This window comes from Bradyrhizobium sp. A11, from assembly GCF_042077125.1.
Classification (GTDB): Bacteria; Pseudomonadota; Alphaproteobacteria; order Rhizobiales; family Xanthobacteraceae; genus Bradyrhizobium; species Bradyrhizobium japonicum_B.
The window spans coordinates 2998153-3010316 of record NZ_CP149509.1; the positions used below are offsets into that span (position 1 = coordinate 2998153).

Here is a 12164-nt window from a genome sequence, read left to right on the forward strand (position 1 = left end):
GTCAGGCACATGCTATAAGCCCGGCCGCCCGCGGCATCGCGGCCGGTCTTGATGCAACTTCACGCGGGCGTGGCGGAACTGGTAGACGCGCTGGATTTAGGTTCCAGTGACGAAAGTTGTGGGGGTTCGAGTCCCTCCGCCCGCACCAAGCGCTTATCGCGTTTGCACGGATTACGAGGGCCTGCTTTCGCGCGGATGTCTGTCCGCTGAAGCCGGTCCGATGCAGCACCGGCGTCGAGGATTTGCCTCGCGCCGGATCGATTAATGACAGCGTCCCGACGCATGCGCGCCGGGACCGAACGAGAAGAAGATTGGACGCCATGCAGGTCACAGAGACCCTCTCGGAAGGTTTGAAGCACGAGTTCAAGATCAGCGTTCCCGCGTCTGATCTCGACGCCAAGGCCGGCGCCAAGCTCGTCGACCTCAAGGACAAGGTCCGCATCAACGGCTTCCGTCCCGGCAAGGTGCCGGTCTCGCACCTGAAGAAGGTCTACGGCCGCTCGGTGATGGCCGAGACCATCGACCAGACCATCCGCGACACCAACACGCAGCTGTTCTCCGAGCGCGGCTTCCGCCTTGCGACCGAGCCGAAGATCACCATGCCGAGCGAGCAGGCCGAGGTCGAGGAGCTGCTGAGCGGCAAGACCGACCTGACCTACACGGTCGCGATCGAGGTGGTGCCGGCGATCGCGCTCGCCGATTTCAAGACCTTCGAGGTCGAGAAGCCCGTCGCCGAAGTCACCGACGCCGACGTCAACGAGGCGATCAAGCGCATCGCCGACAGCAACCGCACCTATGCCGCGAAGGCCGAGGGCGCCAAGGCCGAGTCCGGCGACCGCGTCACCATCAACTTCAAGGGCACCATCAACGGCGAAGTCTTCGAGGGCGGCACCGGCGAGGGCATCCAGGTCGCGATCGGCTCCAACACCTTCATTCCGGGCTTCGAGGAGCAGCTGATCGGCATCGGCGCCGGCGAGACCCGCACGCTGAAGGTGTCGTTCCCGCAGAACTACATGAGCGACAAGCTCGCCGGCCAGCCGGCCGAGTTCGAGACCACCGCGACCTTGATCGAGGCGCCGCAGGACGTTGCGATCGACGATGAGTTCGCCAAGACGCTTGGCCTGGAATCGCTGGACAAGCTGAAGGAAGCCGCGCGCGAGCGTCTGGTTGCCGAGTTCGCGACCGCGACGCGCCAGCGCGTCAAGCGCGCCTTGCTCGACCGCCTCGACGAAGCGCATCGCTTCGAGGCGCCGCCCTCGCTGGTGGACGAAGAGTTCAATCTGATGTGGAACTCGGTCAAGGCCGAGATGGCCTCCGCCGGCAAAACCTTCGCCGACGAGGACACCACTGAAGACAAGGCCCAGGAAGAGTACCGCAAGATCGCCGACCGCCGCGTGCGGCTTGGCCTCGTGCTCTCCGAGATCGGCGAGAAGAACAAGATCACCGTGACGGATGACGAGGTCGGCCGCGCCGTGATCGAGCGCGCGCGCTCGATGCCGGGCCGCGAGAAGGAGGTCTGGGACTATTACCGCAGCAACGCCCAGGCGTTGGCCCAGCTCCGTGCACCGATCTATGAGGACAAGGTCGTCGACTTCATCCTCGAGCTCGCCAACGTGACCGAGAAGAAGGTCTCGCGCGAGGAGCTCTACAAGGACGACGAGGCGGAAAAGACCGCGGCCTGAGGGCGCCAAAGCGTTTTCAAGCGAAGTGGACACCGGTTCGCGTCGAGAAAACGCGTCAAAACCAAACCCAGAGTCCCGTTCCGACGTCATCGGGATGGGGCTCTGAGACAGCCAACTGTTAAGGATGATCAGCGAAGGGGTCCAGCTAGCCAGATGGCCGGCTGGGCCTCTTTGTGCGAATCAGCTTCAACTGCCCGACGGATTAAGCCTTAATGCGCGCCGCACTTGTCAGAAGCGAATTGGGCTATATCTGTCGGTACGCCTTCTACCCTACCAAGTTCCTGCATCACAGGACGTCCCTTCGCCCTTCCGGCAGTTCCAGCCAAGCTGGCAAGCCTTGCCCGGCGATGGCCGTCTCCGAAAACCCTAGGTGACTCATGCGCGATCCGGTTGAAACCTACATGAACCTCGTGCCCATGGTGGTCGAGCAGACCAACCGTGGCGAGCGCGCCTACGACATCTTCTCGCGCCTCCTGAAGGAACGCATCATCTTCCTGACCGGGCCGGTCGAGGATGGTATGTCGACGCTGGTCGTCGCCCAGCTCTTGTTCCTCGAGGCGGAAAATCCGAAGAAGGAAATCTCGATGTACATCAACTCGCCGGGTGGCGTGGTGACGTCGGGGCTTGCGATCTACGACACCATGCAGTTCATTCGTCCGCCGGTCTCGACGCTGTGCACGGGGCAGGCCGCCTCGATGGGCTCGCTGCTGCTCGCCGCCGGCGAGAAAGACATGCGCTTCTCGCTGCCGAACGCGCGCATCATGGTGCACCAGCCCTCCGGCGGCTTCCAGGGCCAGGCCACCGACATCATGCTGCACGCCCAGGAAATCCTGAACCTGAAGAAGCGGCTCAACGAGATCTACGTCAAGCACACCGGCCAGACCTACAAAGCGATCGAGGACGCGCTGGAGCGCGACAAGTTCCTGACTGCGAACGACGCCAAGGAGTTCGGTCTGGTCGACAAGGTCATCGACAAGCGCGCCGAGGAAGCCGCGCCGGCGAAGACCCAGTAACACTACTGGGGTGACGGCGATCCCGCGGCAAGCCCTTGGAGATCGCCTGTCGCCTTCAGGTGGCGTTCACGCTATGGACGCATGTGCGCGCTGCAAAATGCGTTTTTCCGCCCTGCGACAGGCAGAAGGTTCCGCTTTCGTGCCTGTTTTTCGTGGCAATCCAGCAACGCCGTGGTGATTTCGGTCACTTCGACCATGCCAAGACCGGAAATCACGGTATTGTCACGGGTAGCCGGCGACCCCCGATTAGCGAATTCTTGATAGTCGGGTGACAGCATGGTTGGCTACGATTGATCGGCTATGATCGCGGGGAATCGAACGACCGTGATTCGCACGGGATGTAATGCGTAGGGTCTTTTTTGGTACGGAATTTGCTCTACTTAAGCTTCATGCCGACCATCGTGTCGGAATGGAGCGATCGAGCGGAACGGGATCGAACCGCGGACGGAGACATGAATGAGTAAGGTCGGCACGAGCGACTCCAAGAACACGCTATATTGCTCGTTCTGCGGCAAGAGCCAGCACGAAGTCCGCAAACTGATCGCGGGTCCCACGGTCTTCATCTGCGACGAGTGCGTCGAGCTCTGCATGGACATCATCCGCGAGGAGAACAAATCCTCGCTGGTCAAGTCGCGCGACGGCATTCCGACGCCGAAGGAAATCTGCAAGGTCCTGGACGATTACGTGATCGGCCAGAGCCACGCGAAGAAAGTCCTGTCGGTCGCGGTGCACAATCACTACAAGCGCCTCAACCACCAGACCAAGCACAACGACGTCGAGCTCGCGAAGTCGAACATCCTGCTGATCGGTCCGACCGGTTCGGGCAAGACGCTGCTCGCGCAGACGCTCGCCCGCATCCTGGACGTGCCGTTCACCATGGCGGATGCGACGACGCTGACCGAGGCCGGCTATGTCGGTGAGGACGTCGAGAACATCATCCTGAAGCTGCTCCAGGCCGCCGACTACAATGTCGAGCGGGCCCAGCGCGGCATCGTCTACATCGACGAAATCGACAAGATCAGCCGCAAGTCCGACAATCCCTCGATCACGCGCGACGTGTCGGGTGAGGGCGTGCAGCAGGCGCTGCTGAAGATCATGGAAGGCACGGTGGCCTCGGTTCCGCCGCAGGGCGGCCGCAAGCATCCGCAGCAGGAGTTCCTGCAGGTGGATACCACCAATATCCTGTTCATCTGCGGCGGCGCGTTCGCGGGCCTGGAGAAGATCATCTCCGCGCGCGGTCGGTCGACCTCGATCGGTTTCGCTGCCCAGGTGATGGCGCCGGAAGACCGCCGGACCGGCGAGATCTTCCGTCACGTCGAGCCTGAGGACCTGCTGAAGTACGGCCTCATCCCCGAGTTCGTCGGCCGTCTGCCGGTCGTGGCGACTCTCGAGGACCTCGATGAGACCTCGCTGAAGAAAATCCTCACCGAGCCGAAGAACGCGCTGGTGAAACAGTACCAGCGGCTGTTCGAGATGGAGAACATCGAGCTGACCTTCGCCGACGAGGCGCTTGGCGCGGTCGCCCGCAAGGCGATCGAGCGCAAGACCGGCGCGCGCGGCCTGCGTTCGATCCTCGAAGCCATCCTGCTCGAGACCATGTTCGACCTGCCGGGCCTGGAAGGTGTGGAAGAGGTCGTGATCTCCCGCGAGGTCGTGGAAGGCACGGCGCGTCCGCTCTACATCTACGCCGATCGGTCCGATCGCGCCGTCGAGAACGCCAGCGCCTGATCTAGGCGTTGAACGCTCCAATCGCCTGCTCAAGTCGGGCTGCGGAGAAATATCTCCGCAGCCGGTGTTGCGTCGCTTACCGCGTTGCGTAAGCGCCTGATGGCGCGCGTTTTTCAATGACTTGACACCCCCCGGGTCGATAGCCACCTAATGTCGGCGGCGAGCGAAAATTCTCTTCCAGATTCGCCTCAGTTCCGATCCGGCGAGCCGGTCCAACTCGTAACAGGACCGACCGGCCTTGCGGATCACCTCGGCACCTTGTGGCGGCTGCGCATAGGCATGGCGGGCTGCGTGCAAGGGGGCAAAGCAAAAGGAAAAGGCCATGACTAATCCAAAACCCCGGCCAACCATCGTCCATGGCGAAACGCACGCCTATCCTGTGCTGCCGCTGCGCGACATTGTCGTCTTCCCGCACATGATCGTTCCGCTCTTCGTCGGCCGCGAGAAGTCGATCCGCGCGCTCGAAGAGGTGATGAAGAACGACGCGCTGATCATGCTCGCGACGCAGAAGAACGCGTCCGACGATGATCCGGCGCCCGACGCCATTTACGAGACCGGTACGCTCGCCAGCGTGCTGCAGCTCTTGAAGCTTCCCGACGGCACCGTGAAGGTGCTGGTCGAAGGGCTCGAGCGTGCGCGCGTGTCGAAATACACCGATCGCGCCGATTATTACGAGGCGACGGCCGTCGCGCTCGCCGACACCGATGCGAAGTCGGTCGAGGCGGAGGCGCTGGCCCGCTCGGTCGTGTCCGACTTCGAGAGCTATGTGAAGCTCAACAAGAAGATCTCGGCCGAGGTCGTCGGCGTCGTGCAGGCGATCACCGATTTCGCCAAGCTCGCCGACACCGTTGCCTCGCATCTCGCGGTCAAGATCGCGGATCGCCAGGGCATCCTGGAGACGCTGTCGGTCACCACGCGCCTGGAGAAGGTGCTGGGCCTGATGGAGAGCGAGATCTCGGTGCTGCAGGTCGAAAAGCGGATCCGTTCTCGTGTCAAACGACAAATGGAGAAGACCCAGCGCGAGTATTATCTCAACGAGCAGATGAAGGCGATCCAGAAGGAACTCGGCGACGACGACGGTCGCGACGAGCTCGCCGATCTCGAAGAGAAGATCTCCAAGACCAAGCTCTCCAAGGAAGCGCGCGAGAAGGCGCAGCATGAATTGAAGAAGCTGCGCCAGATGTCGCCGATGTCCGCGGAAGCGACCGTCGTGCGCAACTATCTGGATTGGCTGCTGTCGATCCCGTGGAACAAGAAGTCCAAGGTGAAGAAGGACCTGGAGCAGGCGCAAGCCATCCTGGATTCCGATCATTACGGGCTCGAGAAGGTCAAGGAACGCATCGTCGAGTATCTTGCGGTGCAGTCGCGCGCCAACAAGCTGACGGGCCCGATCCTGTGCCTCGTCGGGCCCCCCGGCGTCGGCAAGACCTCGCTCGGCAAGTCGATCGCGAAGGCGACGGGGCGCGAATTCGTGCGCGTCTCGCTCGGCGGCGTGCGCGACGAGGCCGAGATCCGCGGTCACCGCCGCACCTATATCGGCTCGATGCCCGGCAAGATCATCCAGTCGATGCGGAAGGCGAAGTCGTCCAACCCGCTGTTCCTGCTGGACGAGATCGACAAGATGGGCGCCGATTTCCGCGGCGATCCGTCCTCCGCCTTGCTCGAGGTGCTCGACCCCGAGCAGAACGGGACCTTCAACGACCACTATCTCGAGGTCGACTACGATCTGTCCAACGTGATGTTCATCACGACCGCGAATACGCTCAATATTCCGGGACCGCTGATGGACCGCATGGAGATCATCCGGATCGCAGGCTACACCGAGAACGAGAAGGTCGAGATCGCACGCAAGCATCTGATCCCGAACGCGGTGTCCAAGCATGGCCTGGACTCCAAGGAGTTCTCGATCGACGACGACGCGCTGCTGCTGCTGATCCGCCGCTACACCCGCGAAGCGGGCGTGCGTAACCTGGAGCGTGAGCTCTCCACACTCGCCCGCAAGGCGGTGAAGGAGCTGATGATCTCCAAGAAGAAGTCGGTCAAGGTCACCGAGAAGACTCTGGAAGAGCTGCTCGGCGTGCCGAAGTATCGCTTCGGCGAGATCGAGAGCGAGCCGCAGGTCGGCATCGTCACCGGCCTTGCCTGGACCGACGTCGGCGGCGAGCTGTTGACGATCGAAGGCGTCATGATGCCCGGCAAGGGCAAGATGACGGTCACCGGCAATCTGCGCGACGTGATGAAGGAGTCGATCTCGGCGGCGGCGTCCTATGTCCGCTCGCGCGCGATCAACTACGGCATCGAGCCGCCGATGTTCGACCGCCGCGACATCCACGTGCACGTGCCGGAAGGCGCGACGCCGAAGGACGGTCCGTCGGCGGGCGTGGCGATGGCCACCGCGATCATCTCGGTCATGACCGGCATCCCGGTCCGCCACGATGTCGCGATGACCGGCGAGATCACGCTGCGCGGCCGCGTGCTGCCGATCGGCGGCCTGAAGGAGAAGCTGCTGGCTGCGGCCCGCGGCGGCATCAAGACGGTGCTGATCCCCGAGGACAACGCCAAGGATCTCACGGAGATTTCCGATGCGATCAAGGGCGGCATGGAGATCATCCCGGTCTCCCGCCTCGACGACGTCATCGCCAAGGCCTTGGTGAAGAAGCCGACGCCGATCGTCTGGGAAGAGGACACCAAGGTGACGGTGAAACCCGATGGCGACGAGGCCGCCGGCGGCCTGACCGCTCACTGAGTGTGCGGCTCGAAAAGATGATAAAACGGCGCCTTCGGGCGCCGTTTTTATTTGGGGCAAGCGGAGAGGGGCGATGCAGATCGACGGCCAATGCCATTGCGGCAAGATCGCCTATCAAGCCGAGATCGACCCCGATTCCGTTTCGGTTTGCCACTGCACCGATTGCCAGACCCTGACCGGCTCGCCGTTCCGCGTGACCGCGATCTGCTCGGGGGGCGACATTGGCTTGACCGCCGGCACGCCCAAAATCTATGGCAAGCGCGGCGACAACGGCCGCATGCGCTTCCAGCACTTCTGCGCCGATTGCGGTTCCCCGCTGTTCACCAGCGGCGAGGGCGACCAGGCCGACGATTGGGGCATCCGCTGGGGCTCAATCCGCCAGCGCGACCAGCTGCGCCCGGTCCGGCAGATCTGGTGCCAGTCGGCCGCGGTGTGGATCGACGCGGTGCCGCTGCTGCCGGGGCGGCCGCAGGATTGAGCCTGGAATGACGTTCCGCGCTTGCCCGTCCGGGGCCTGGGAGGCTAAAGAGGCGGCGAGGGCGGTTAGCTCAGCTGGTTAGAGCATCTCGTTTACACCGAGAGGGTCCGCGGTTCGAATCCGTGACCGCCCACCAGCATTCATCCCGTTGCGTCGGGTCACCCGATCGGCAAATCCTGGCGCGCGACGTCGCCGCTGCGCTCTGTGGCCTTGTACCCGCCTCGCGCCATTGCCGGCTGCCATTGCCGAAGCCAGCCGATCGGATCGGTCAGGAAACGGGTCAGCGGCTTGATGGTGGGTTTTTCGACCAGCGCGTAGACCAGCCAGGCGACGGCAGCGAGGAATGCGGGAAGCACGAACGCGCGGATCAGCATGTCGCCCGCGGAGTCACGGCCCACATGCGCCCAGTGCAGGATCATCATTCCGACGTCCTGATGAATCAGATAGAGCGGATAGCTGATGACGCCGATGAAGGCGAGGGCGCTCGACCACCGTGGCAGAAGGTGGTCATACCGCGCGGCAAGATAGACGGCGGCCGTGCCAAACCACAGCAGCAGCGACCGGTACAGCTCGATCTGGGCGGACGGCTGCTTGACGCCCATCTTCAGATGATAGAGCTCCACCGAGAACGCCACGACGATCCCCGCGATCGCCTCCCTGGTGCGTCCCCTGACGAGGGCAGCCACGCTCATGCCGGCGATGAAGAACGGAAAGAAATCGTTGGAGGTGTAATAGTCCGTGCTGGTGGTCACCGTCCGGAAGATGGTCACCGCGCACAGCAGTGCCAGCAGCCGTTGCTTGAGCCCCAGCACCATCATCAGGAAGCAGAAGAAGTAGAATTGAAACTCGATCTGCAACGACCAATAGGCACCGTCGGGCAGGTTATAGTTCACCTGCAGGACGTTGAGCGTCGGAAGCGCGATCAGCGTATAGATGTAGTGGATCCATTTCAGCCCACGGCCGGGCTCGACCAGCTCGGGCGCCAGAAACTTGAACAGCGTCGTCAGGAAGCCGCAGACGATCAGCGCGGGAAGCAGGCGGCCGAGCCGCTTGGCATAGAAGTGCCAGGCCGTTTGCGACGTCTCGGCACTGAACGCAATGCAATAGCCGCTGATGATGAAGAACAGCAGCACGCCGAACGTGCCCCGGTTGAAAGCCTGCAGCGGGACAAAATGGTAGAGCAGCACCCAGATGATGGAGATGGCGCGCAGGCAATCGATGCCGACCGATCGTTCGGATTTCAAAAGGGTTTCCTCAGGTTTCCAAAGTTAGAACAGTGGCTTCCCATTGTGTCAACTCTGGACCCCGTGCTCACGCCGGTCCCGTGCCTGACTGCGCGCGACGGCGGCGGCACTCGGATAGTCTCGCCGGAATTGGTCTTGCGTCCGGGAACTGCATGCGGATAAGCGTCTTCTGGTTTGGCGGACGACCGGCGGTCCGAGGGAGAATGCGATGCAACAGCCTGGCCACGAGCAAAACGCCGACCAGATCGCCTATTGGAACGGCCCGAGCGGGCAGCGCTGGGCCGATCGCCACGCAGCCCAGGAAAACCTGCTCGGACCCATTGCCGACGTGCTGATCGACCGCGCCCGGCCCAAGCCGGGTGAGCGCGTCCTCGACGTCGGCTGCGGCTCCGGCGCGACGACGTTCGCGTTCGCCAAAGCCGTGGCGCCGAACGGCTTCGCGCTCGGCCTCGACGTGTCCGAGCCGATGCTGTCGCAGGCCCGTGCGCTGGCACCAAAAGGCCTGCCGCTCGATTTCGTGCTGGCGGATGCGACGGTCCATCCGTTCGAGCCGGCCAGCTTCGATCTGCTCGCTTCGCGCTTCGGCGTGATGTTCTTCGCCGATCCCGTTGCGTCTTTCACCAATCTGCGGCGCGCGCTGAAGCCGTCCGGCCGGCTCGCCTTCGCCTGCTGGCGCGAGCCGAAGGAGAATCCCTGGATGATGGCGCCGCTGATGGCGGTCTACAAGCACGTGCCAAAGATGCCGCCGGTCGGGCCGGAGGAGCCCGGCCCGTTCGCCTTCGCCTCGCAAGAGCGCGTAATGCGAATCCTCAAAGCGGCCGGCTTCGTCGACGCGGCGATGGAGCCGCACAATCTGCCGATGGATGTCGCGATCGGCGGCGGCCTCGATGCCGCGGTCGACGGCGCGCTGCAGATCGGCCCGGCCAGCCGCGCCCTGCAGGGCCATCCGCCCGAGACATATGAGGCCGCCAAGGCGTCGATACGGGAAATGCTCGCGCCGTTCCTGAAGGGGCAGCGCGTTGAGCTGCAGGGCGCGATCTGGATCGTGACGGCGAAGGTGGGGTGAGACTGCCGCGGCGGTGCCGATCTATGACCGTGACAGACGGGCGAGGAGAATGAGCTGAATTGCGCGATCAGAGGCGAAAGCGTTGTGGTTGTGCCAGAACGTGCATTCTGCTAAGCGCAGCCTCAAATGTCCGATCATCAGCTTCATGGGCGGCTGCCAGGCATCCAGCTCGGGCGCGCATTCGCCGCCCTGGCGGTCTTTTACTTCCATACGCATCTCGCGCTGAAATACTTTGATCCAGCCGGGCTCCATACTTGGCGGTTCTTGGCCGATCGCGGTGCGGCCGGCGTCGATCTCTTCTTTGCGATTTCCGGTTTCATCGTTTGCTACGTCTCGAAGGCGCCGGGCTATACGCCCACCAGCTTCCTCGCCAAACGATTCTTCCGGATCTATCCCCTCAATGCCCTGGCCACGCTCGTCATGATCGTGCTGTTCAGCCGCAGCATTGGTGGCCCGCCGCATGAGATCGAGTTCGGCCGGGTGTTGAAGTCGCTCCTGATCATCCCGCAACAGACACCGATGAATGCGGTGGGCTGGACGCTCGAATACGAAGTCATTTTCTACATCGTCTCCGCCATCCTCATCCCTATCGGCGGCGTCAGGCTGTTGTTGATCTGGTGCATTGCCGCTGCTGCCATCGGAACCGAAATAGCGCCACAGCCTCCGCAGATCTCGCGTTTCGGTGACGATCACTACGCTGACTTTGCCGCAGGGGTGTTCGCCTACATGACGGTTTCGCGACTTCAGCCTAGCTGGCGCTCCAGTCTGGCATTGCTGACGCTCGCGATCTGGGTTTACGCATTCGGGCTGCCCTTGTCGTCATGGATGACACCGGTCGCATGCTGGCTCGCCGTTGCCGGGCTTGCGCTCTTGCCGGCTGCGCCGCGCCTCGGCGTCAAGCTTGGCGACATCTCTTATGGCCTCTACATCTGGCACTGGCCATTGTTCTTGATCCTGCCCTGGCTGGCGCTGCGAAAGCAGCTCGACCCGGGCACCGGTGAGATGTGGCGCTGGATTCTGCTCGCGCTTCTCCTCGCCATCGCGTCGGCGTCCTGGATGTGCTTCGAGCGCCCGATCAATCGCTGGGCGGCGCGCTGGCTCGCGCAGCGCTCGAGGACCAGCGGTGTCGTCGCCGGCGGACAGCGCCCCGATGCGGTGACATAGCCGACGTCCTTGCCGCGCCATCGGTGTCGCCCCTTCGCACGCGGGATAATTGGCGCGGGCAGCGCAATGGCTCACACCACGTCATCCGGCGCCAGCGCGCAGCCGTTGTCGGGAAGGGTCTCGACCTGAAGCGTGGTGTGGCCGATGCGGTACGATGTCTTCAAGAGCTGGGCCGTCTCCATCAGGAACGCATCGCCGGTGCCGGCGGGCATGACGAGGTGACAGGTCAGCGCCGTCTCGGTGGTCGAGATCGGCCAGACATGGAGATCGTGGATCGCCGAGACGCCCGGGCGTGCCAGCAGGAACGCCCTGATCGCGGCGAGGTCGGTGCCCTTGGGCGCCGCGGCCATCGACATGTCGATGGAGCCGCGCAAGAGGCTGGTGGTGCTCCACAGGATCGTCGCGCAGATGACGAGGCTGGTGACGGGATCGAGCCAGAGCCAGCCGGTCCAGATGATCAGCGCCGCCGAGATCACGACGCCGAGTGACACCGCGGCGTCCGCAGCCATGTGTAGGTACGCGCCCTCGATGTTGATGTCGTCCTCGCGTCCGCGCGCGAACAGCAGCGCGGTGAAGCCGTTGATGACGATGCCGATGCCGGCGACCACCATCACGGTGACGCCCGCGACCGGCTCCGGCTCACGCAGGCGCAGGATCGCCTCCCAGCCGATCGCGCCGGTCGCGACCAGCAAAAACACTGCATTGGCCAGTGCGGCCAGGATTGTGGAGGCACGAAAACCGTAGGTGAAGCGGCCGCTCGGCGCGCGGCGCGCCGCGATCGAGGCGCCCCAGGCGATGACGAGGCCGAGCACGTCGGACAGGTTATGGCCGGCGTCGGCGAGCAGGGCGGTGGAGTTGCCGATGTAGCCGTAGATCGCCTCGGCCACGACCAGCGCGATGTTGAGCGAAATGCCGAGCGCGAACGCCTTGCCGAAATTGGCGGGGGCATGGACATGGCCGTGCCCGTGATCATGCCCATGGCCATGATCATGCGAATGGCCGGCATGATCATGGTGGTGGTGACCGTGGTGGTCGTGGTCCAA

At 63.4% G+C, this 12164-nt stretch carries 9 protein-coding genes and 2 tRNA genes; 9 read left to right on the top strand and 2 right to left on the bottom strand.

From position 1 onward, the window contains the following. Positions 1-63: 63 nt before the first annotated feature. From WI560_RS13830 to WI560_RS13860, 7 genes are all read left to right on the top strand, one after another. Positions 64-148: transfer RNA gene (locus WI560_RS13830), tRNA-Leu, on the top strand. 172 nt (positions 149-320) lie between these two features. After that, positions 321-1682 carry a trigger factor gene (gene tig, locus WI560_RS13835; protein WP_375308437.1) on the top strand — a complete coding sequence of 454 codons (1362 nt, stop codon included), beginning with the start codon at positions 321-323 and terminating at the stop codon, positions 1680-1682. Between the two features lie 377 nt (positions 1683-2059). Then, the gene (locus WI560_RS13840) at positions 2060-2695 is read left to right on the top strand and encodes an ATP-dependent Clp protease proteolytic subunit (RefSeq protein ID WP_375308438.1); all 636 of its coding nucleotides are present in this window, start codon (positions 2060-2062) and stop codon (positions 2693-2695) included. Positions 2696-3151: 456 nt separating this feature from the next. Continuing rightward, on the top strand, positions 3152-4423 hold the full coding sequence (clpX, locus tag WI560_RS13845) for an ATP-dependent Clp protease ATP-binding subunit ClpX (protein WP_018320118.1): 1272 nt from the start codon (positions 3152-3154) through the stop codon (positions 4421-4423). Positions 4424-4745: 322 nt separating this feature from the next. After that, positions 4746-7169: an endopeptidase La gene (lon, locus tag WI560_RS13850; RefSeq protein ID WP_257195007.1), complete on the top strand. Its 2424-nt coding sequence runs from the start codon at positions 4746-4748 to the stop codon at positions 7167-7169. A gap of 73 nt (positions 7170-7242) precedes the next feature. Continuing rightward, a complete protein-coding gene (locus WI560_RS13855) occupies positions 7243-7647 on the top strand; it encodes a GFA family protein (protein ID WP_375308439.1) in 405 nt (134 codons plus the stop codon). A 59-nt stretch (positions 7648-7706) separates the two neighbouring features. Beyond that, positions 7707-7783, top strand: a tRNA-Val gene (locus WI560_RS13860). A gap of 22 nt (positions 7784-7805) precedes the next feature. Here WI560_RS13860 and WI560_RS13865 read toward each other — a convergent pair. Beyond that, positions 7806-8891, bottom strand: coding sequence for an acyltransferase family protein (locus WI560_RS13865; RefSeq protein WP_375308440.1), 1086 nt, complete (start codon positions 8889-8891; stop codon positions 7806-7808). A gap of 208 nt (positions 8892-9099) precedes the next feature. On the opposite strand from WI560_RS13865, the gene WI560_RS13870 reads away from it, so the two are divergent. Both WI560_RS13870 and WI560_RS13875 read left to right on the top strand, forming a co-directional pair. Further along, positions 9100-9957, top strand: a complete 858-nt coding sequence (locus WI560_RS13870) for a methyltransferase domain-containing protein (protein WP_375308441.1) — start codon at positions 9100-9102, stop codon at positions 9955-9957. Between the two features lie 126 nt (positions 9958-10083). Then, positions 10084-11121, top strand: a complete 1038-nt coding sequence (locus WI560_RS13875) for an acyltransferase family protein (protein WP_375308442.1) — start codon at positions 10084-10086, stop codon at positions 11119-11121. A 71-nt stretch (positions 11122-11192) separates the two neighbouring features. Here the strand turns inward: WI560_RS13875 and WI560_RS13880 are convergent, their stop codons facing one another. After that, positions 11193-12164, bottom strand: a complete 972-nt coding sequence (locus tag WI560_RS13880; protein ID WP_375308443.1) for a cation diffusion facilitator family transporter — start codon at positions 12162-12164, stop codon at positions 11193-11195.

Coding starts and splice junctions, on each gene's coding strand:
- tig (WP_375308437.1), top strand. CDS start 321: ATGCAGGTCACAGAGACCCTCTCGGAAGGTTTGAAGCACGAGTTCAAG.
- WI560_RS13840 (WP_375308438.1), top strand. CDS start 2,060: ATGCGCGATCCGGTTGAAACCTACATGAACCTCGTGCCCATGGTGGTC.
- clpX (WP_018320118.1), top strand. CDS start 3,152: ATGAGTAAGGTCGGCACGAGCGACTCCAAGAACACGCTATATTGCTCG.
- lon (WP_257195007.1), top strand. CDS start 4,746: ATGACTAATCCAAAACCCCGGCCAACCATCGTCCATGGCGAAACGCAC.
- WI560_RS13855 (WP_375308439.1), top strand. CDS start 7,243: ATGCAGATCGACGGCCAATGCCATTGCGGCAAGATCGCCTATCAAGCC.
- WI560_RS13870 (WP_375308441.1), top strand. CDS start 9,100: ATGCAACAGCCTGGCCACGAGCAAAACGCCGACCAGATCGCCTATTGG.
- WI560_RS13875 (WP_375308442.1), top strand. CDS start 10,084: ATGTCCGATCATCAGCTTCATGGGCGGCTGCCAGGCATCCAGCTCGGG.